General features: G+C 47.9%; 24 protein-coding genes and 1 other RNA gene. 15 read left to right on the top strand and 10 right to left on the bottom strand.

Annotated elements, in window-relative coordinates; all coding sequences use genetic code 11:
- The 9 genes from GX441_11285 to GX441_11245 all read left to right on the top strand — a co-directional run.
- On the top strand, positions 1-1,395 hold a 1,395-nt coding region (locus GX441_11285; GenBank protein ID NLI99225.1), incomplete at its 5' end, for a hypothetical protein.
- Entirely contained in the window at positions 1,388-1,939 is a 552-nt protein-coding gene (locus GX441_11280) for a DUF4040 domain-containing protein (protein NLI99224.1), read from the top strand. The genes GX441_11285 and GX441_11280, both read left to right, overlap by 8 nt.
- Positions 1,936-2,373, top strand: coding sequence for a sodium:proton antiporter (locus GX441_11275; protein NLI99223.1), 438 nt, complete (start codon positions 1,936-1,938; stop codon positions 2,371-2,373). The genes GX441_11280 and GX441_11275 overlap by 4 nt, the downstream gene beginning before the upstream one ends.
- A gap of 5 nt (positions 2,374-2,378) precedes the next feature.
- Positions 2,379-2,729 carry a cation:proton antiporter gene (locus GX441_11270; protein ID NLI99222.1) on the top strand — a complete coding sequence of 117 codons (351 nt, stop codon included), beginning with the start codon at positions 2,379-2,381 and terminating at the stop codon, positions 2,727-2,729.
- A 3-nt stretch (positions 2,730-2,732) separates the two neighbouring features.
- On the top strand, positions 2,733-4,256 hold the full coding sequence (locus GX441_11265) for an NADH/ubiquinone/plastoquinone (complex I) (GenBank protein NLI99221.1): 1,524 nt from the start codon (positions 2,733-2,735) through the stop codon (positions 4,254-4,256).
- A 1-nt stretch (position 4,257) separates the two neighbouring features.
- Positions 4,258-4,749, top strand: coding sequence for a Na+/H+ antiporter subunit E (locus tag GX441_11260; GenBank protein NLI99220.1), 492 nt, complete (start codon positions 4,258-4,260; stop codon positions 4,747-4,749).
- Positions 4,746-5,012 (top strand): hypothetical protein, encoded by a 267-nt coding sequence (locus GX441_11255; GenBank protein NLI99219.1) that lies wholly within the window; start codon positions 4,746-4,748, stop codon positions 5,010-5,012. Before GX441_11260 ends, GX441_11255 begins: the two co-directional genes overlap by 4 nt.
- Positions 5,005-5,385: a Na+/H+ antiporter subunit G gene (locus GX441_11250; protein NLI99218.1), complete on the top strand. Its 381-nt coding sequence runs from the start codon at positions 5,005-5,007 to the stop codon at positions 5,383-5,385. Before GX441_11255 ends, GX441_11250 begins: the two co-directional genes overlap by 8 nt.
- Complete coding sequence (locus GX441_11245; GenBank protein NLI99217.1) at positions 5,372-5,980, top strand: 4Fe-4S binding protein; 609 nt, start codon at positions 5,372-5,374, stop codon at positions 5,978-5,980. Before GX441_11250 ends, GX441_11245 begins: the two co-directional genes overlap by 14 nt.
- Before the next feature lie 109 nt (positions 5,981-6,089).
- On the opposite strand, the gene GX441_11240 is transcribed toward GX441_11245, so the two are convergent.
- Positions 6,090-7,916 (bottom strand): hypothetical protein, encoded by a 1,827-nt coding sequence (locus GX441_11240; GenBank protein ID NLI99216.1) that lies wholly within the window; start codon positions 7,914-7,916, stop codon positions 6,090-6,092.
- 137 nt (positions 7,917-8,053) lie between these two features.
- Between GX441_11240 and GX441_11235 the strand changes: the two genes are divergently transcribed.
- The 3 genes from GX441_11235 to GX441_11225 all read left to right on the top strand — a co-directional run bounded on the left by GX441_11235 (position 8,054) and on the right by GX441_11225 (position 10,505).
- Positions 8,054-8,338, top strand: coding sequence for a 2TM domain-containing protein (locus tag GX441_11235; GenBank protein NLI99215.1), 285 nt, complete (start codon positions 8,054-8,056; stop codon positions 8,336-8,338).
- Between the two features lie 264 nt (positions 8,339-8,602).
- A complete protein-coding gene (locus GX441_11230; protein ID NLI99214.1) occupies positions 8,603-9,334 on the top strand; it encodes an ABC transporter ATP-binding protein in 732 nt (243 codons plus the stop codon).
- Positions 9,327-10,505 (top strand): ABC transporter permease, encoded by a 1,179-nt coding sequence (locus GX441_11225; protein NLI99213.1) that lies wholly within the window; start codon positions 9,327-9,329, stop codon positions 10,503-10,505. The genes GX441_11230 and GX441_11225 overlap by 8 nt, the downstream gene beginning before the upstream one ends.
- A gap of 56 nt (positions 10,506-10,561) precedes the next feature.
- Here the strand turns inward: GX441_11225 and GX441_11220 are convergent, their stop codons facing one another.
- On the bottom strand, positions 10,562-12,241 hold the full coding sequence (locus GX441_11220) for an OmpA family protein (protein ID NLI99212.1): 1,680 nt from the start codon (positions 12,239-12,241) through the stop codon (positions 10,562-10,564).
- A gap of 180 nt (positions 12,242-12,421) precedes the next feature.
- Between GX441_11220 and GX441_11215 the strand changes: the two genes are divergently transcribed.
- Both GX441_11215 and GX441_11210 read left to right on the top strand, forming a co-directional pair.
- Positions 12,422-13,216, top strand: a complete 795-nt coding sequence (locus tag GX441_11215) for a slipin family protein (protein NLI99211.1) — start codon at positions 12,422-12,424, stop codon at positions 13,214-13,216.
- Between the two features lie 41 nt (positions 13,217-13,257).
- On the top strand, positions 13,258-14,109 hold the full coding sequence (locus GX441_11210; protein NLI99210.1) for a hypothetical protein: 852 nt from the start codon (positions 13,258-13,260) through the stop codon (positions 14,107-14,109).
- A gap of 37 nt (positions 14,110-14,146) precedes the next feature.
- On the opposite strand, the gene GX441_11205 is transcribed toward GX441_11210, so the two are convergent.
- Both GX441_11205 and GX441_11200 read right to left on the bottom strand, forming a co-directional pair.
- Positions 14,147-14,848, bottom strand: a complete 702-nt coding sequence (locus GX441_11205; GenBank protein NLI99209.1) for a UDP-2,3-diacylglucosamine diphosphatase — start codon at positions 14,846-14,848, stop codon at positions 14,147-14,149.
- Positions 14,845-16,005, bottom strand: a complete 1,161-nt coding sequence (locus tag GX441_11200) for an NAD(P)/FAD-dependent oxidoreductase (protein NLI99208.1) — start codon at positions 16,003-16,005, stop codon at positions 14,845-14,847. Before GX441_11200 ends, GX441_11205 begins: the two co-directional genes overlap by 4 nt.
- Before the next feature lie 263 nt (positions 16,006-16,268).
- On the opposite strand from GX441_11200, the gene GX441_11195 reads away from it, so the two are divergent.
- On the top strand, positions 16,269-16,754 hold the full coding sequence (locus GX441_11195) for a hypothetical protein (GenBank protein ID NLI99207.1): 486 nt from the start codon (positions 16,269-16,271) through the stop codon (positions 16,752-16,754).
- Here GX441_11195 and GX441_11190 read toward each other — a convergent pair.
- From GX441_11190 to ssrA, 6 genes are all read right to left on the bottom strand, one after another.
- On the bottom strand, positions 16,739-17,293 hold the full coding sequence (locus tag GX441_11190; protein ID NLI99206.1) for a biotin transporter BioY: 555 nt from the start codon (positions 17,291-17,293) through the stop codon (positions 16,739-16,741). The genes GX441_11195 and GX441_11190 overlap by 16 nt on opposite strands.
- Positions 17,294-17,442: 149 nt before the next feature.
- Positions 17,443-17,925 carry a nitroreductase family protein gene (locus tag GX441_11185; protein NLI99205.1) on the bottom strand — a complete coding sequence of 161 codons (483 nt, stop codon included), beginning with the start codon at positions 17,923-17,925 and terminating at the stop codon, positions 17,443-17,445.
- A gap of 128 nt (positions 17,926-18,053) precedes the next feature.
- Entirely contained in the window at positions 18,054-18,272 is a 219-nt protein-coding gene (locus GX441_11180) for a 4-oxalocrotonate tautomerase (protein NLI99204.1), read from the bottom strand.
- A gap of 15 nt (positions 18,273-18,287) precedes the next feature.
- On the bottom strand, positions 18,288-18,491 hold the full coding sequence (locus tag GX441_11175; GenBank protein ID NLI99203.1) for a DUF2188 domain-containing protein: 204 nt from the start codon (positions 18,489-18,491) through the stop codon (positions 18,288-18,290).
- A gap of 321 nt (positions 18,492-18,812) precedes the next feature.
- On the bottom strand, positions 18,813-19,907 hold the full coding sequence (locus GX441_11170) for a hypothetical protein (GenBank protein NLI99202.1): 1,095 nt from the start codon (positions 19,905-19,907) through the stop codon (positions 18,813-18,815).
- A gap of 304 nt (positions 19,908-20,211) precedes the next feature.
- Positions 20,212-20,566, bottom strand: a transfer-messenger RNA (tmRNA) gene (ssrA, locus tag GX441_11165).
- Between the last annotated feature and the right edge of the window lie 271 nt (positions 20,567-20,837).

Raw genomic sequence — 20,837 nt, 5'->3', positions numbered from 1 at the left:
GGCCAGTTATCCTATTTTCCCAAGACTATTCTTCAGAGATTCACCCTTAACAATCCTCTTGCAATAATCTCGTTTGTCTGTATTGGGGTCGGCGCATTGACTAAGGCTGGTTCATTTCCTCTGCATACGTGGATACCTAAAGCGGCTGAGACCGCACCAGCCGAAACAATGGCTTTCATACCTGCTAGTCTCGACAAGATACTCGGCATCTATCTCTTCTTAAGACTTTGCTATTCGGTTTTTGAAATACGCTCCAACATGACTATACAGATAGTATTCCTTTCGATAGGTGCGGTGACAATCCTTGCAACCGTGTTCATGGCTTTAGTGCAGAAGGATGCTGCAAAGACCCTTTCCTATCTGACCGTCACTCAGGCGGGATATATGATCCTAGGAATAGCCTCAGGAACACCTTTGGGTATGGTTGGAGGTCTGTTTCATATGATTAATGGAGGGTTTTATAAGACTTCCCTCTTTCTTACTCAGGGTGCTGTAAAAAGACAAACGGGTGAGTCTGACATCGATAAACTTGGTGGTTTAGCCTCGGCCATGCCCATTACTTTCTTCTCGTTTCTTGTAGGGGGATTGGCCATATCGGGCGTGCCGCCTCTCAACGGGTTTATCTCCAAGTGGCTTGTTTATCAGGCTCTGGTTGATATTGGTTCCAGGAATCCCGTGTTCTATATCTTTCTTGTTGCAGGCATGTTCGGAAGCGTTCTAACGCTTGCGTCTTTCCTCAAGCTTGGTCACTCTATTTACCTTGGTATGAAGCCGAAGAAGTTTGAAGGCGTCAAGGAAGCTAAATTCAACTCCTGGTTTCCTCCGCTGGTTATGGCTCTTGTCTGTATTGCTTTCGGACTTTTTGCATTCCGGCTGCCCTTGCCTTTCCTTGTATATCCCGCTCTTTCGGCATCGGTAGCGGTTCCCAGGGGCTTTTTCTCGCCCCTAGGCTTTGCCGCTTTGATGCTTATTCTTCTCTCCGTCGGATTCTTAATCTACTTGATGGGAAGGACCTACGCATTCAAGAAGCGCAAGGTGTTTACCGGAGCCGAGGAGCTCACGGAAGAGGAGATGCATTTTTCCGGCTCGCATTTTTATTCTTCCGTGAAGAATACGGAACTCTTTTCCGAGCTTTACCGTTTCGCCGACGGCGGCTCATTCGATTTCTTCTATTACATTAGAAACAGCGCAAAAGCCCTTGGTAAAGCCCTTAAACGTCTTGTTGATGACACGCTGAACGCGTTTGCGGAACTCATAAAGCGTTTCTTTCAATTCGTCGGCAAGGGATTCAGTCTGTTGCATACCGGCAGGCTTCCGTTCTACGTAGCCTGGTTGTTTCTGGGCATGCTGCTTTTGATTCTTCTTATCTTTATCAGAGGAGGCGGCGGTGCTTGATCTGATCCTTTTGTTGATATTCATGGTTGTTGCAGGGATCGTTGCGGTTGAGATAAAAGATCTTCTAGCATCTGCGATTGCTCTTGGCGCTGTGGGGTTTGCAGTTGCCATAGGCTTCATAAGGCTTGCAGCGCCCGACCTCGCTATTGTTCAGATAGTCATTGAAGTTCTATCGGTCGTTTTCTTTGTCGCGGTGATTCTCAAGACCACTCATACAGATTCAACCCTTGGACGCAAGTATGTGGGCGGAGATATATTCTCCTTTATTGTCTTCGGTTTGTTTGCCCTTGTTTTCGTTTACTTTGGAGTCCAGATGCTTTTAGAGCTATCGGTGCTTGCGCCAATGGGACGTTCACTTGGCCCGGCATCGCTTCATTACGTGCAAAATGCGATAGAAGGCATGTCCGAAACAGGGTCTGCCAACGTTGTTACATCAGTTGTTCTCGATTACCGCGGCTTCGACACCCTGGGCGAAGCGACCGTTCTCTTTACGTCAGTCATTGGAGTAATCTCTCTCTTGAGACTTGAAGGGAGGAAGAAATGAATGGAATGACGCCTATTGTAAGAGTTATAGCCCGCATAGTAGAAGGTTTCATCTTCCTCTACGGTTGCTACATCGTTCTCTACGGCCATCTATCGCCGGGCGGCGGTTTTGCAGGAGGAGCCGTTATAGCGGCCGGTCTCATACTTTCAAGGCTCGCATTCGGGACAACGGAATCACAGGAAAAGAGTACATCCATATCCTCCTCTATATTCGAAAGTTCAGGCGGTCTTCTTTTCCTGCTTATTGCGCTTCTGGGTATTGTTGTCGGCGGTTACTTCTTTATGAATCTTTTCCCTGTGTTCGGTAAACCCGGAACACTATTGTCTGCAGGTTCGATTCCTCTTTCAAATATCGCTATTGCCGTCAAGGTGGCAGGAGCAATACTGACCATCTTCATTGTGCTGGCTTCAACTAAATACATATTGAAGGATTAGAATCAATGATTGTTTTAATAGCGTCTCTTGTATTGATTCTCGTCGGTTTATATGCAATCATTACAAAGAGGAACTTGATAAAGGTTGTAGTGGGATTTGCGCTTACTGAATATGCGGTCAATCTTTTATTCGCTATTGTGGGTTTCAGACCCGGCGCTCTTCCACCGATATTGACCGGAATGTCTATGCTTGAGAGAACAAAACACACCTTCGCTGATCCCATTCCGCAGGCTCTTGTTCTGACTGCAATCGTCATAGGACTGGGAACGACGGCATTGATGCTTTCAATGGCGTTGCGTATCTATCAGAGAACCGGTACTTTCGATCTCGATGAGATCAAGAAGCTAAAAGGATAAGCGATGGAGATGATTCTTGTATTATTGATTGCTGTCCCTCTTGGCGGTGCATTTCTAGTTCCTATTCTCTCCAAGTTATGGAAAAGGCTTGCCGAGATTGTCGGCGGGTTGTCTGTGGCTGCGGTTCTGGCCTTGACTGTATATCTCATTATTTCCTTCAAACCGGGTTCCATGCTTGTCTATAACTTCGGACGCTGGCCTATCCCTCTGGGTATAGTTTTTGCAGTCGACTCCCTTGGAATCCTTATGCTGCTCGTCATATCGGTTCTTGTATTCTTCGCCTATCTTTTCGCTCTGAAGTACATGGATCACTTCACTGGAACATGGAAGTTCTACACGCTTCTTCTTCTCATGCTTGTCGGGATGAATGGCGTGGCAATGACAGGCGACCTTTTCAATATGTTCGTATTCATCGAGATATCATCCATCGCCTCATACGCTCTGGTTGCTTTCGGGACGGAACCGGAGGAACTTGAAGCCGGTTTCAAGTATATGGTTATGGGCGAGATAGCGAGCCTCATGATTCTTCTCGCCATAGCTTTTATCTATGCCGCGACCTCCACTTTGAATCTTGCCGATATATCGCGTATGCTTGCCACAATGAACCGGAGCGTTGGATTCTATTTCGTCTTCATCTTGCTTCTTTTTGGTTTTTCAGTCAAAGCCGCACTAGTACCCTTCCATTCTTGGTTGCCGGACGCCCACCCTTCGGCACCCGCCCCTGTGTCCGCCTTGCTCTCGGGCGTATTCATAAAGGTGCTTGGTGTCTATGCCATAGCCAGACTGGTCTTCAATGTTTACGGTTTTACTAGGAGTTCTTATCCTCAGGTTTTTGATGCCATGATTGTACTCGGACTTGCATCCATCATCATCGGCAGTCTTTTGGCATTAAACCAGAATGACTACAAGCGTCTTCTGGCATATTCCAGCATTAGTCAGATAGGATACATAATCTTCGGGTTCGGAATAGGTAACGAGTTTGCTCTGATAGGTGCGCTTGCGCACATACTGAGCCATGCCCTAGGCAAGGGAGTACTGTTCCTCACCTCAGGCTCAGTGGTCTACAGGACTGGAGAACGCGACATCACGAAGTTTCCAGGCGGTCTGGGCAAACAGATGCCCTGGACTTCTCTTGCCTACAGCGCAGGCGGGCTTTCGGTTGCAGGCATGCCGCCGTTCCTTGGATTCTTCTCAAAGCTTTTCATCATCCTTGGCGCTCTTGCCGCAGGCATGATACCTGGCGCTATCATAGCTTCGCTTTTTGCGGTAGTAACGCTCGGCTATCTCTTGAAGATAACCAATCACGTATTCTGGGGCAAAGAAGGCATTAAAGGCATCAAGGAGTCGCCCTTTATAATGGTTTTTGCCATGGCATCCCTTGTAGTTCTCTTGATAGCGGGCGGCGCCTTCTTCTTCCTTTTGAAAACTAATCTATTCGGGCCCGCAAGCAATGTGCTTCTTTCGGGAGGCAAATACGCGGAGACGGTTTTAGAGCTTGGAACCAAGATTATTGGAGGAGGAGGTTGAGATGAGGAGGATTGTATTCTTTGTATTAGCATACTGTCTCTGGATGCTTTTGACCCTGCCGGATAAGTGGTACGTCTGGGTTGCTGGTGCAGTTGTGGTAATTATCACTGCGTTGCTCTTTGGCGGTGAGTTCACGCACAAGCCTCTCTCCTTTCTGAATCCGAGACGATGGTTCTGGGCAATTGCATACGTACCTGTTTTTGCGTGGCATATGATAGTAGCTAATCTTGATGTTGCTTTCAGGGTTCTTCACCCTTCATGCCCAGTTAAGCCGGGTATAGTAAAGATCCGTACATCTCTCAAAACGGATACTGCGAAGGCGTTTCTCGCAAACTCCATTACCCTTACACCGGGAACCATGTCGATAGATATCGACGGGGAGTTTCTCTACATTCATTGGATTGACGTTCAGGGTGACGGCGACGATATAGAAGCAAATACAAAGAGGATCTCTTTGAAGTTTGAAAAGTACTTGAGGAGGATCTTCGAATGAACATTTATGAAATAGGTGTTGTTGTCATTCTGGCGCTTTCCGCTTTTCTGTGCCTCTTTCGTATAGCCAGGGGGCCTTCAATCTCCGACCGAATGGTCGGCGTAGATATCATGGGTATAATCTTTGTTGGTGTAACTGCGCTTACCGGCGTTTTCTTCAATCTATCATACCTTCTCGATATAGCCATTGTTCTCGCATTGATTAGCTTCATAGGCACGCTGGCTCTTGCTAAGTATCTGGAAAGGAGGACGCTGGATGATTAATATTCTCTACATAATCGGGTTTATCATAATAGCTGTAGGCGTTCTATTCAATCTTCTTGGAGCAATCGGACTTGTACGCATGCCCGACGTTTATAACCGACTTCAGGCTGCGACGAAAAGCGTTACTCTTGGAACACTGGGCATAATGATAGGCATACTGTTTTTAAAGGGTTTTACCCCAATGGGTATAAAAGCCATTATCTGCGGAGCGTTTCTTCTTTTGACGGCTCCTGTTTCAGCCCATGCCCTTGCAAGAGGTTCACTTAGATTTGGTGCAAAAATGTGGAAGGGCACGGTAAAGGATACCTACGGAAAAGATAAGCTTGGCGGAGAACAGATCGAAAGAGAGGAGAAAAAAGATGAAGTGGCCTAAACTGAGAGAACTAGGCGAAGCAATAAGATCTTTATTCTCTTCTCCTTATACCACTAAGTATCCTTTCAAACCAAGTATTCCGGCTCCCCGGTTTCGGGGCACCATACTTTTCGATGAAAAGGAGTGCATTGGATGTGGAGCCTGTGTTGAAGTCTGCCCGGCTAAAGCGCGAGCACTCGAGGATGATCTGGACAAACGTATAAGACATGTTGCATACTTTAAGGATATGTGCATATATTGCGGTCAATGCGTCGCTTACTGCACGACGAAAAATGGAATCCATCATACCGTGGATTACGATTTAAGTTACGTCGATAAAAGCAAGTATAAAGATTCAATAGACAAGGAACTCGTGTTTTGCGAAGAATGCGGGGAAGTTATTACCACTCGCGATCATCTTATCTGGATAGCAGAAAGGATAGGCGAGCTTTCGTATGCAAACCCGACCCTTGTTCTTGCGAAGCAGACTTCACTTAAAACGGTTGAAATCCAGTATGACAAAGGTGATTCAAATCCTTACCGGAGCGGACATCAGAGACTGCTATGTCCGGACTGCAGACGCAAGGTAGTTCTTAACGAAATCTGGGGATACTGATCACGGGAAAAGAGTAAAAGCGGCCGCTTAGGCCGCTTTTTTTACAAGTAGTCAATTACACATGCAATCTACCTCTATCCTATAAATTCCAGAATATGGGGACAGTGAACTACTTGAGCTGGGCCAGCTTATCCCGCGCTCTCTGTATGTTCTTGGCTGCGTTATCGAACGATGAGTCTATCTCGAGAACCTGCTGCCAGTACTGAATAGCCTGTTCGTACTGATTGTTCGTGTACGCCTGAACGCCCAATAGATAAAGCTCGTTGGCGTTCTTCTTCTCGATTTTTCCTTTCATGCGTGCGAGATAGTCTTTGGCTGAGGAGTTGTTGGGGTCAAGGGCTAAAATCGAATAAAATGAGTTCTGAGCGCTTACGTAGTATCCGCGATTATAAAAATCTACGCCCTGTGTTTGATACTCCGAGATTAAAGAACTTATTTTTGACTGGTAAGTAGTAACCTTTGCCGATATCTCTTTGTTCGATGGTGCCAGTTCATGCAGTCTATTGGCAAGGGTCAATGCTTCGCGCCAGCGGCCTTTACGCTCAAGAACTTCAAGCTGGCTCATCCCCTGAGTTATCTGTTCCGTTATCCTGTCAGCGGTCTGTCTTTGGTAAGTCTGGACGGTAGTTGATTTGGGCTGAAGTTTTTCTATCTTGCCCCAGGTTTCAGTAGCGGACTTGTAGTCCCCTGATGTATACTGCTCCAGACCTTGTTGGTAAAGGGCGCTTATCTCACCTGAGTTGTGCGCGGAACTGGTCTGTGAAAGCACCATCTGGGAGAATTTTCTCTGGGATTCCTGGGAAAGGAATTTAGCTTCAGCCGAGGAAGAGTCAATCTTTAAGGCTTCCTGCGCTTTTCTCAAGGCGTCAAGATAGTTCTGCGATTTCATGGAAGCGTTTGCATCCGATATAAGCGTTGTAAGCTCGGAGGCGTTCTTTTCGTTGCGCACGCGCTCGAGCCAGCTTAAGGCCTCCTTATTCGCAGGGTCCCAAATCAATGCTATATCGAGAGCGCTGAGCGCCGCTTCGTAGTCACCTTCCTTGTACAGAGATATGCCCTGGGTTGTATAAGTCTTGCTGGTTATCTCATTCTTGGTCTTCTGCTCGGTTTCAATAGCTGCAAGACGTTCCGCCACCTCTTTCGTGGATGCGATGCTGAAAAGAAGCGATAACCCTATTCTGCCGTTTCCGTAGCCGAAGTCGGAATAGCTTAGATTGATGCGGCAAAGATTGAGATCAGATGCAAGCAGTACGCCGAATCTGTTGTTGTCTGAACCCCAACCGCCGCCGAACTCTAATGGAAATCCCACAAGATCATCGAGTTTGAAGAGCGCGGCAAGACGCACGGATTCCTGATTACCCGACAGGAACGGTTCCCGAGCGTTGAAGTTAGCCATGAAGCGGAAAAAAGCAATGCTGTAGTCGATGCCCGCCTGAATATTGAAAAAGTCTATCCAGCGAGCGCAAGCGGCTATCGTTATCTCGCCAGGTACGTCCGCGAACTTAATTGACGGCGCAGCCGCGCCCAACGCTATAGCGGGTCTTACGGGCAAGGTGCCGTATGCTTCGTAGCGAATTCCGAGACTCGCTCCGGCGTGAAGGAAGCCTAGCTTATAGGCGGCTCCTGCGAGTATTCCGCTGCCACCCTCCTCGTCCCTGTAGCCGGCAAGACCTGTACCGAACTGACCGATTGGCTGACTGTAACCTAGAAAACCTACATTCAAAAGGAAAGGTAAGTCGACAGGGCTGGAGCCTATCTGGTATCCGATTGGATTGTAAAGAAGCTTTCTGTCCTGATTCTTAGTCAGGAGAGCCGGGTTGACAAAAAGTGCAAGCGGCTGATCTGCCATGGTTACGCATGCATCCGCCAGTCCGTTTACGCGAGCCTCCCCAAGCGGTAAAGAGATTAGCGATAATAAGAGAACGAACTCCTGCATGGATAAAATTGTAACTGCTAATCGGGGTTTGTCAATAGGTAAAACCTTGTATCTCCTTTTCAAATAAAACAGTTGAGATTGACAATCCCCTGGAGATGCGTAATCTTCGAAAAGAAAGATTAAGGAGAAACAAGCGAATGGAACATGAAATCCGTCGTAAGGCTGAAGAGAGGGTGGAAAGACGGATTAGCTTCTACATGCATCTGGCGAGCTACTTCGTTATTAACACGGCAATTTTCTTCGTGTGGTTTTTTGTTACCGATCATGGAAAAGGTTTTCCGTGGTTCGTTATTCCGCTTGCCGGATGGGGGATCGGGGTTATCGCACATTTCTTTAATGTATTTGTTTTTCATGGCTTACGAGAGAGATTGATTGAACGTGAAATGGAGCGGATTCAACAAAAAAAGAAAAAAAAGGATTGAGAGATTCTTTTCTCAATATGAACGAACTCCGAGTAAAAGCGAAAAACCGCTCTTCAAATATAGATGCTTCACAAAATTCTCTCAGCCAATGTCCCATGGGTATGATTTTCATTCAAAGGCTTTGCCTGGCTGCTCTTAATTGAAGAAAACAGAGGTATTTATTGTATATTAGATGTTAGCTTAATGCTTTCCTGATGTTTTTATGGTCTTAAAGAATCAGGAAAGGTTCTGTAAATAAATGCGAAAATTACGTGAAAGGAAGCGATGAACGAAAAGGTTCTTATTGTTGAAAATCTTGCAAAGCGTTTCGGCAATGTCCAGGCGCTTTCCGGAATAAGTTTTGAATGCCGTCGAGGCGAGCTTTTTGGTTTACTCGGTCCTAACGGAGCAGGCAAAACCACGACCATCAGGTCGATATGTTCTATAGTCAAGCCCGATGCAGGCATAATTCATGTTGACGGCGTGACGGTCAGTAAGAATCCTCTTGAAGCCCTTAAACGCATGGCAGTTGTACTCGAAGAAGGCTCTCTATACGACAGACTGACCTCTGAAGAGAACATGATACTCTTTGCGGAGTTTCACGGCCTCAAAAAAGACGTTATTAAAGAAAGAGTTGGACAAATTGCGGAAACCCTCGGACTCAATGAGTACCTCAAGCGGCAGTTCAAGGAGCTTTCCAAGGGCAACAGACAGAAGGTTCTTTTGGGTCAGGCATTGGTTGTAGACCCTCCGCTTCTGATTCTTGATGAGCCTACCGCAGGTCTGGACGTGCCCACGCAAAAATCCATTCGTGATCTGCTGCAAAAGATAAAGAAAGACCGCACTATCCTTTATTCGACTCATATAATGTCGGAAGCCGAGGAGCTTTGCGACAGGCTGGCAATAATCGATCATGGCAGGATAGTAGCCCAGGGTACGGTCAAGGAGATATGCAGACAAGCTGCTGTAAAGGATCTGGAACAGGCGTTTCTCAAACTGGTAGGTAAAAATGTTTAAAGGAATAGGTTTAATCTTCCGCAAGGAGATGTGGACGGCGTTTCGCGAGAAGCGCACGTTTTTGTTTCTTATCCTCTTTCCGCTTCTTATCTGGCCCGCGTTTACGGTTCTGCCCACCCTTCTCATCGGCGGAAGGGAAAAGAAAGCGGAGGAGAAGCGTTCCTCAGTCGTTTTGGTCTCTTCGCAGGATACAGGACTCGAGGAGTTCTTAAGCGAATCGAAACGGGTTAAACTCGTAAAAGTGAAAAACCCTGCTACTGCCGTATCGGAAAAGCTGGCAGACTGCGTTATATATGTGGACAGCGTATCTGCAGACAAGATGATTATCTACACCCGAATCTACTACGACGCCACGAGAACGGAATCTAAGGTTGCCGCAGACAAGGTTGAGCTTGCATTGTCGAGTTATGACCAGTCAGTAGTCAGAAAGCGGCTTGCAGGAGAAGGCGTTGACGAGAGATTGCTGACGGCAGTTTCCTATATTCGTGAGAATGCCATTAATCCCCTGCAGATGTTCGGTTTCTATATGGGTTTCGTTATCGGCATGTTCATCGTGATGGGTACTCTTATGGGAGCTTCCTCTATCGTAATCGATTCCACGGCAGGCGAGAAGGAGCGAAAGACCCTTGAGCTTCTTCTGACGGCGCCGATACCGCGCTCATCAATAATGTTTGGCAAGTATCTGGCAGGCGTCACGTTTGCCTTTATTTCTCCCATTCTGACGGCACTGGGCATGTCACTTGCCGCATCCTTCGTGATACCCTTGCTCTCAGGTGGAGGCAGCGGGCTTAATCTGGCAGGCATGCTTTCCGTTGGCAAGATTCTCATGATACTCCTCATCATCCTTCTTCTTGCCGCGTTCATTGTGGCGCTTCTCATGGCTATTGCGGTCAGAACTCAATCGACCAAACAGGCCGGAGCATATATGGCGCCTTTGAACATAGTGATGGTAATTCCCATCATCTTCATGCAGATGATTCCTGTTGTTCCGCCTGCATGGATGTACTTTGTTCCGTTCATGAACGTGATGCTCGTTCTGCGAGGTATGCTAATGAATACGCTTCCTGCGACCGGAATCGTTTACACCATTGCTTCAAGCATCGTATTCCTCGCACTTGCACTCCGCTTTGCAGCCTCTGGATTCGGTAAGGAGAGCGTTTTGCTTCGCTAGTAATCCATCGAGAAATAAAAAAGCGCCCCCTGGGGCGCTTTTTTGTGCAGATAGGTTTACTTGAGTATCGTGAACTCCACCCTGCGGTTCTTGGCCATGTTTTCTTCGGTATCGTTCGGGGCAACCGGCTGGCTCTCGCCGTAGCCTTTTGCATAAAGCCTTGAACCTTCTATGCCGTGTTTTTCAATAAGGTAAAGCCTTACGGACTCGGCCCTCTCCTGCGAGAGCTTCTGATTATATGAGTCCGCGCCCCGATTATCGGTATGTCCGCCTATCTCAACGTTGATATCCGGGTTTTCAAGAAGAATCTTAGCAGCCTCGTCAAGAATAGGGTAAGATTCGGAAAGTATAACGGCTTTTGCGGTTTCGAAATTTATGCCGCGGAATGCAATCTTCATTCCTTTCTTGATAAGCTTGAAGTCTTTGACCGCGCCCGTCTTCGTGACAATAACGGACGAGGTTTGGGGAAGATATCCCTCGGAGGTGACCTCAACGCCGTAGGTGCCGGGTTTAAGCTGAACCTTGAATATTCCGGTGCCTGGATCGGTCATTGCATCCGGAAGTGACGCATCAGTAAACCTTATCGTTGCGGCAAGAGGAGCGTCTTTCTCTCTCTCGTGAACGGTTCCCGAAAAGCTGACGAGCGCAGGCTTCAGGGAGAAGTTTATTTCGGTAACCTGTCTGTCCTGCACCACGACAGATCTTTTTTCGCTCGTATAACCTTCGACAATCGCTTCTAGTGTGTAGGTTCCAGGGTCAAGAGAATCTATCCTGAATCCCATAGAGCCTGCATCAATTATGCCTGTTTCGGGTCCGGAAAAGCTTATTTTAGCTACGAGACCGGAACCGTTATCGGCATCCTTGACCGTTCCGCTTATTGAACCCATCGGGATATGTTTTTTGGGAGGAGTTGACCATGATATGCCGGTTGTTACTGTACGGTAGAGATCTTCTCTGGGATCGCTCGTATCCGCCAGTATCAGGAAATCCATGCCGTAGTCGACATGGAATCCAAAAGGCAGATTCAGCCTCAACGTGGGCGTTACCCATACATCGCCTGGCTGCTCGGCGTATATTTCAGCAAGAAGCGTTACGAAACGAGTGGGTATCTCAAGACCGGCTCCGAGCGTCATGCGATTGCGTCCAAAATATCCAGCGATATTGTATTCGTTCATTAGCGAGTCGTATGTGTCCATGCTCAGCATGTAGCCTGCATTCAGGTGCAAGAGAAGGGGAAACTTCATGACATCCCTGAAATCTGCAGTTATAAGCCCGCGTCCGCCGACATCGAGTCCGTTCGAATATCCCGCTGGAAAGAATACATCGGAAGCGAGCGGGACCAGCGCTCTTGCCTGGAGCCCCAGCTTCAAAACCTTCATCCTTGAATACGAAGTCTTGGCGTTTATTTCCATATCCCACAAGCCGATATCCGCTGTATCGTCCGGAGTCGGTTTGTAGTACCCCAAAGCCGGAACGAGACCTACTTCAAGGAACTCAAAAGGCGCCCAGCTTGCTCCAAGCCTGAAGATTCCGTCCCAGGTTGAAAAGTCTCCGTCGTTCATGTGGTAGGCGCCTGCCGGGTTTCCGGCAAGATGAAGATTGAAGGATAGATTACCTTTGGTTATGGATGCGTTTTGAATGCGGTAAAGGCCTGATCCTGCTGTTACCGTTGGCGCGGCGTTTAAGACAGCGGCTAACAATAATATTGATAACCCCATAATAAACGCTTTTTTCATGATGCCTCCTTGTTTTTGGTTTCGAAAACGGAACCCTCCTGAGGGGTTCCTCCTCATAATACTTATACTATATATATATTTTAGAAATAAAATAAACACTGTCAAGGCATTTTTTTTAAGACGAGCTTAATTGACAACGAGAAACAGCAGCCTATAATCTCTTAAATCAAAGGAGGCTTTATGACGCAGACTTATATATTTATCGGTTTAGGCGTTTTGCTGTTAATCATTATCATTTCCGCCATCAAAATCCTTCGCGAATACGAGCGCGGCGTTATCTTCAGGCTTGGCCGTCTAGTAGGGGTTAAAGGACCTGGACTCATCTTCCTTATTCCTTTCGGGATAGACAAGATGGTCAAGGTTAGTCTCAGAACCATTACCATGGATATTCCGCCGCAGGACATCATAACCCGTGATAACGTCACCGTTGAAGTGAACGCAGTGGCCTATTTCAGGCCTATGGATGCCGCAAAGGCCGTTGTTGAGGTTCAGGACTACATCTACGCAACATCCCAGATTGCCCAGACAACGCTTCGTTCCGTGCTCGGAGAATACGAACTCGATGATCTTCTGGCCGAGCGCGAAAAAATTAACGAGCGTCTTCAAAAGATCATAGATAAGCAAACGGATCCCTGGGGCGTCAAGGTTTCGATGGTCGAGATAAAGGACGTTAATCTTCCGGAGGAGATGCGCAGGGCGATAGCCCGTCAGGCAGAGGCCGAACGCGAGCGCCGCGCAAAGGTCATTCACGCCGACGGCGAGTTTCAGGCGTCGCAGAAGCTGAGTGAAGCCGCAGTCGTTCTCGATAAAACACCGACCGCCATCCAGCTGAGATTTTTGAGCACTCTAACCGAGATTGCCACGGAAAAGAACTCGACCATAGTATTTCCTGTACCTATAGACCTTCTAAGAGCGTGGCTTGAAAAACAGAAGACCGAAGTAAAGCCTCAAAGAACAAGGTCATCCAAGAAGTAAGAGCATTGGGATCGATCCTTGACAATAATTCAATAGCTCTTTTGAGAAGACTGAGCCGCGGCGGCTGGGCGACACCCGGAGACCTTGCCGCCGCCACGGGTATTGGGAGTTTTGAGGTCGCGGCAAGGATTAAAGCACTTGAGCACTCCAGCGTCATCGGACGCTTCAGGGCTGTACCATTCGTTCCCTCCTTAGTCGGAGGAGCATGGGGACGCTACATAATTCGATTGCACAAGCTGGATCTCGCAACCGAAGACCAGTTGATTAACTCTTTGTCTGCGCTTGAGGAATCGATTCACAATGCATGCTTTTTTACAAAACGCCTGCCGCATACGAGTTTTTTCTGCTTCTCCAGGACAAAAGAGGAACTCAAGCTTGTTGCAAGGGGAGCGGGGGTGGAGGATGAACCTCTTCTTGTACGCGAGTATAATTTTCCATTTCCAGTACCCTTAAGCGCCGAAGAAAGAATGCTTTTGCGTGCGATTAATTCGACTGGTGAGGCAATGCCTTCCGCTCTATCTAACTACGTCAATAAGCCCTTGTTCTGGGTTGAGTCGAAATTGAAAAGGCTTATTCTTCATTCCGATAATCCGCAGGGCGTGGCGGTGCTCCGAACGAGCATATGCTGGTTCAGGATTGATAACTTCATTCACGTCCACGTGATGCTGCCTGTTTCAGCAAAGCCTTATCTCCAGAATATCTTTAAGAATAGGGAGTGGGCGGTATTATCATGGCCCGGAGAAACCCAGGAAACTATTGCCGTAGAAGCCGATTTCAAAGGATGGGGCGATTTTGCCGAATGGAAGGAGCTTTGCGAACTGCATGGATTCGAGCCTGGGGGCTTTGCCATGTTTGCCGAGGAACGCATTCACGGCAAGGGCTTCGAATACTGAACTAATCCCTTGATTTTTTTCCCCTTGTTTTTTTTGTTCATGGTTTTGCGCTAAAGATTCTTTGCTCTAATCCGTTTTTCGTCATCTCAAGATATGTGCAATTCGTAATCCAGTCGCCAGTAATGTATATAAGTTTACCGTTGAGTTTGAAGACCAGTCGCTCGTGATGGTGTCCGCTTATGATTATTTCCGCTTCATCGGCAGTCTTCCTTATCATCGAGGAGTTCAGTCTCTTCGAAAACGGCTTGTTGCGCCTGCGGCTGAATCCGCTCAGCCGCATTGCAAGAGCGAAGCCTAAACGCTGAGGAAGACCTGAATAGAGCCAGACGCAATCGGGGTTTCTCATAACAGAAGAAGCTAATCTTGACAGTGAATCAGGCTCCTTCAGTAATCCGTGGTATAGAGCCACTTTTTTGCCTAAAACAGTAATGACGCTACCTTCCCTGATTATTCTGATTCCTCTCCTGGCTAAATAGCTGCACATCCAGAGATCGTGATTGCCCGGGAGAAAGAAAATCCTTACCCCTGAGGATTGAAGACTTGTCAGAACAGAAACAAGAGATTGGTAGTAAGGCAGTATCTGACCGTTAAATGCGAAGCCGAACTCAAACAGATCGCCAAGAATGTACAGAGAGTCCCCGCTCATAAGCTTTCTTTTTAAGAATTCCTTGAAGACCGCTTCACGCTCAGGACTGTCAGGTCGCGCGTGCAAATCGGAGACGAAGAAAACCTTGTTCACCACGCAAAACGGCGGCTGTGATGATAGAAGCGCTGTACACAGAAACCCACGGCGATGCCCCACAATATCCTCGGCGAGGGATGCGGCAGGAAATGCCTTGCAAAGCGGCCTACAGGGATTTCGGTGTATTCCTTGCCGTCCATTATCCTGCCGATTGTATCGATTATCTTGTTATCGAACTTAAAAAAAGCCTGGGGGATCATGAGGTGGGTCCTCGAACGGCAGGGATAGAGAGAGACGCGTCTGGAGTAATCGGATAGTGTGTACGAATCGTTCTTTCTTAATGCTTCAACGATTACCTCGCCTGAAATCCTTCCGCTCCAGCATGCACCGTGAACGCCGCCTTTAGTGAAGGGATATGTGAACCCTCCAGAATCGCCGCAGAGGAGAGCGCGCGGAAAGGCGATCTGCAGCGGTCTATGAAGGAACGGGATAGGACCGCCCTCCGTCTTGATCCTCTTGTCCGGATCCACGCCAATCCTGGCGCAGAATCTCTCAAGCTTCTCTTTAAGACCCGTTGGGCTGCCCGCCCCGATTGAGACCTCATCAGAGCGGTCAAAGACCCAAGCGTATCCGCCCGAGAAATCCTCGTGATGGTGGAATTGAAGAAAGCTATCGGAAAAATCGCACGCCACATCCTTTTTCCTGAACTTGTACTGAACGGCAGGAAGGATGAAGGGGTTCTGCTTGAAGTGTTTTGAAACGGGGCAAAGCGCTCCTCCGGCGCCGACAAGATACCGGCTTCTTAATTCCGAGTGGGCGGTCCTGACGCGCCACCCTGATTGTTCGGAAACGATGGCTTTTACCTCTGAGGAAGTCCTGAACACGGCACCGAGGTTTGACGCTCTTTCTGCAAGAAACCGGTCGAACGAGGGGCGGTCTATGCAGTAGCCTTTCTGGGTGAAGCGGATCTCTGTCCCGTTCGGAAACAGGAGCTTGCAGCCTTTAACCTCGCTGATTATCCAGGGCTGGGGCGCGCTGACACCAACCTCGTCTAAGCAAGCGGAGGATACGCCTTCGCCGCAGTGATTGGGCTCGCCTATGGTATGCTTCTTGTCAAGAACGAGAACGGAGTAGCCGGATTCGGCTATCACTCTTGCGCAAGAAGAACCGGCAGGCCCTGCACCGACAACTATAACGTCCCAGGAGTTATCCATAAGGAATTATACCTATCAATGATGCCGGGGCAAGCGAGCGCCGGAGGCGCTGGGCGCAAGCTCCGCTTCCGCCACTCACTTTCTCAAATCCAAGGATGAGCGCCGGAGGCGCTGGGCGCAAGCTCCGCTTCCGCCATTCCAAATCTGCAATAACGAAGAGCGACCTCGCTGGAACTCTCTCGTAGGACAGAACAGCTCAGACTGAAACGGAGAGTTGACTTCGCTTTCTCGCTGGATATATTATTTCAAAAAAGGAGGATATATTGGAACTGAATGCAGTGCAGGTTGAAAAGCCTGAGGACGCGAACGTCATTATCGGCATGTCCCACTTCATCAAGACATGCGAGGATTTCCATGAAGCAATGGTCGAGACGGTACCCGGAATAAAGTTCGGCCTTGCATTTTGCGAAGCGTCGACAAAAAGACTCATCCGGGTTGAAGGCACGGACGAGTCTTTACGTGAGCTTGCCGCAAAAAACGCTTTGGCGATAGGCGCAGGTCACAGCTTTGTTTTGATGATCCAGAACGCTTATCCTGTAAGCCTCTTGCGAAGGCTCAACGCTGTCTCGGAAACGGTCAATTTCTTCTGCGCTACTGCCAATCCTGTCCAAGTAATTGTCGCAGAGACCGAACAGGGGAGAGGGATCCTCGGCGTGATAGACGGCTACCCGCCTCTTGGCGTCGAGAACAAAGCCGACTTAAGAGAACGCCAGTCCTTTCTTCGCAAGATTGGCTACAAGCTTTTCTGACGAATCTGCACAACGGCTTGAGTCGCGGGCAGCAACAAGGTAAGCAAGCCTATCTTGAGCATATCGCCTGCGATAAAGGGATAAAGGCCGAGCGAAAGAACACTGTCCCAGCCCGTGAATGAGGCGAGGCGCGCAAGTCCGAACGCGTAGATGAGGACGCTTGCTGCAAGCATCGCTAGCGTCCGCCCGAAAAGAGTCTTTCCGAATCCATTCTCGAAAAGAAAACCTGCAACGAAGGATGCGGCGGCAAAGCCGACAAGATAGCCGCCCGTTGGGCCCAGAAGCCTTGCAAGACCTGCTCCGCCCGAGGCGAATACGGGGATGCCGGTCATGCCGAGTCCAATGTAGACTATGACGCTCAAGGGGCCTAGTCTGCTTCCAAGAAGCGCGCCGGACAAAAGCACGACGAGCGTCTGCAATGTTATTGGAACAGGAGTGAAAGGAAGCGGTATTGCCACCTGGGCGGAGAGCGCGATTGCCGCGCTCGAAGCGAAAGTCAAAAGAGTACCGCGGAGAAGACGATATATTTTCGAATCCATCTTCCAAAGATAATTAACTTCTATTGTTCTCGAATTGACAAGCATCGACTCCTCCTTACAAAGTGGTTAAAGAAATCGGAGAATAACTATACTCGAATTAGGAAGTTTTTCAAGCACAATCTCCGAGCGATCTCGGGGTGTTACGGACGTTACTTCCAGCTTATTCTTGCGGGGTCAAAACGGTTCGATGCGGGCTTCTCCTCAGCCGGATATCCCAGGGGTAGCAGGGTGAGTGGGATGAGATTATCTCCAAGTCCCAGAGCTTTCCGCAGATTGTTCATGGATTCTTCGTGCGGGTAGATTCCCAGAAAGACCGAGCCCAGGCCCATGGCGTGCGCGGCCGCAAGGATGTTGGCCGTCGCGAGCGTGCAGTCTATTACCCAGTATCCCTTGTACTTTTCGAGATTCGCGTCCCCGCAAACGAGGATAGCGCACGGCGCGCCCTTGCAAACCGGGTGTTCGTCGAGCACCGTCCGGTCGGTCACGACCACGAACTGCCACGGCTGCTGGTTGCCTGCCGACGGCGCGGCCATTGCCGCCCGCAGCAGAGTTTCAACCGTCTCCTTCGATACGGGTTTTGAGGTATACTTACGAATGCTCCGCCTGGTTAAAAGCGCCTCTAGTACGTCCATTCAATTCTCCTTTTTCGTGAATAATAGGCTGGGAAATGCGGTTGTCAAACCAGAGTATGGATTGTCGGATGTTCAGACAGAAAGCGGCCTCGAGATCTTTTTATAGCATATTTAGGCCGATGACGACGCTAACGCCCGCTACCCATCTCGCGTACCGATTTTATGTAGTCTCGAAGCGGCATACCGCCGACGCCCACGTTTTCGTCTTCGTATTCTCGTACAAAGAAATAATAGGCTTGTTCGGGTATATCGGGTATAACCCTTGCCGCGGCTTCGGTCATCTCCTTGATTAATTTCTCCTTCTGCTCTTTCGTAAGCTTGGGACCTTCGTAAGACAATACGGGCATTAATCCTCCTTTGATTTAATAGCTTCTCGTCCGCGTAATGATTCCGTTCTTTTTATGTATCTTGAGCATTGAAGGCTTCTGTCTGCGAACTATTTTCGCCGACTCCTTCAGCGCTTTCGCCTTGGTCTGGAACACTCGCAAAGCCTTTTCGGCGCTTGCCCCTTTAAGCCGCCACATTTTTCTCCTGTATTCGAGATGGTAAACCTTTGGTCCGGGCATTACGCCTCCTTTGGTTCCCAAAGCATAGGGGAGGAGGGGGAAATGTCAACCCGTAACACCCGCCCGTAACACGCTCTCAGATTTTTTTAGGTCGTAGTGGCTGACGTTGATGGCCTCAGCATCCGCTTCGCGTTAGGTCAGCCCGAAATGTAATTTAAACCGGGCCGACTTAAAAGTCGGCCCCTACTTTAAGGTAATAGTTTCGAATGTTTGTCGTTGCGAGCGGTTTTAACCGCGAAGCAATCTCATAGCACTACATGATAAGCTGAAGGTTCCCTCGCGAGGATATTCTTAACTTTGCGAATCTGAAAGTTCTCTAGCTTACTCTTTCGAAAATGGAGACGCCTTGAACGCATCCTTTAAGAAGGTAAGGAACGCTTCACTGTTGAGGTTGAACCCTTCCTTAATCCTAAGCCTGACTCGATCCACTTTTTCGTTTATTTTCTCTATGAAAACAGAGCTTGGTAATCCAAACTTCTCAGCGATTGATTCCTCTTTATCGAACTGTTCTACTTCCAAACGCTTAGCCAAATCCGTTAGCTTGAAGGCAGAAGGTTTAACGAGGAAATCAAGAATCAATATTTTTCGATGCGTTCCAACACTTAGCCAATTATAATTATTGATTCGGTATGCAACATAGAATTTCTGATCCCATCTTGTTTCTTCAACATCCAAGTTATCCCGAATAAGATCATCAAGTGTCAGTAGCATGTTTTTTGTTGTGGAACTACATCTTTTATCCAGATGCCATGTTTTTCCGTCACCAATCCAGGGTTTTGAAATATCACCTCTGGGAGCCCGGCCTGTATCATGGAATCTACTTACGGGTAAAGGGATGATAACATGGGGTTCTAGTAAGAGCGTTTCCCCTTCACGAAAAACCTCAACCTCAATAACCTTTACGTCAATACTGTGGTCGTGCAACCACAAAGCAACGCTACCCAGTTTATCTTTTACCTCAGACCCCACTATGATTACTCTTTGATCTGAGTTTATGTCAGGAACTTCATCAATACCTGCCTCAGTACAAAACTGCTCATATGTATCATTGAAGTTGAATTCAACATCGCCATCCCTTCCCCAGTAAGCTCGCGCTTGATTCTCGAAATCTTCGAAATGCCACTTGGAGATATAGCTTGCATACCTCAAAGCTTGCATGTCCACAGGGTCCTTGAGTTTCCCCCTCTTCAACTCAACAATTACGGCGTTTCCTTGAGGGTCGAGAGCAAGGATGTCGAGCCTGTCTTTTACATCAGGAATCATTACCTGTCGACCTATTATCAAAAGGGGTTCCCCTAGGATTGACGAATCATTGACAACCCAATCCTCAAGATGCTCTTCAAGAAGTTTCTCTTGTTTTAATTTAGTTTCAGAAACCCGAACAGGACCTTTTTGAGTAATTTTCCAAATGGGCATTTATCCTCCTCTGATTATTTTCTAAAAAGTATACCTCGTACCATTTGTTTGTCAAGCCAACAAGGTAAACTGTGGTTGTATCCCATTCCATTATTTCAGCACTTGCCCCCTTTTTTGCTCAAAATGACCCCAAAATGTCCATGTTTTGACCACCTTTTGGGTAGCTTTTGTCCCACTTTTGACCTACTTTTGACCAGTTTTTTTTCACCCCACGAATCTACTCCGTAGCTTCACGGGGACCCCAACCTTTGAATAATTTAGGTTAAAGAAAAAACGGCCTAAGAGCCGTTTTTTCTTTAGTTTACAATGGAGGCGGCGGGAATTGAACCCGCGTCCGAGATGGTCGGCAGTCGAGGACTACATGGTTAGTCGCTATAAAAAGTCTCGTTCCTTCGCAACTTAGCGACTAGCAACTCAGGAACCAGCTACTAAAAAGATCCACCTTCAGGTAGTAGCCACCCGGAGGTTTCACCCGTCCTAAATTACCCCGAACCTAGCACCGAACGGGCCGAACACAAGGTCGAGGACGCGGTTAATTAAGCTGCGTAAGCGTAGCTGTTATCAGCAGTTAGTTTTCCTCTCGCAGGATTTACAAGGTCACGAGAGACCCTTGCCATGCCCTCTTGTGCGTCAACACCCCGTCGAAGCCGTTCGCCCCCGTAGAAGCCCCAAGCGATTTTTTTCGTACTTGTCTTGGGACCCCATTTAAGGGAAGAAATTCTATCAACTTACGGAGTTGTGCAAAAGGACAATGCTTAGCCGGTTTTCCAAAGAACTCTTGTAATTATAAGTCGGAGAACAATGGAGTCAAGCCCGCTCGCTACTTGCGGATGTTTGTTTTATTCCTATAATCAAAATAAGCTTTAATAAAAATCCTTTAATTGACTTTAACAAGAATTTTTAACTGTCGTATTAAAAAGGTTTGCTTAA

The organism is bacterium (assembly GCA_012517375.1).
Lineage (GTDB): Bacteria > Hydrothermota > Tepidihabitantia > B3-TA06 > B3-TA06 > JAAYVC01.
Note: the sequence above shows the minus strand (reverse complement) of the source record. Positions and strands in the feature narration are given on the sequence as shown.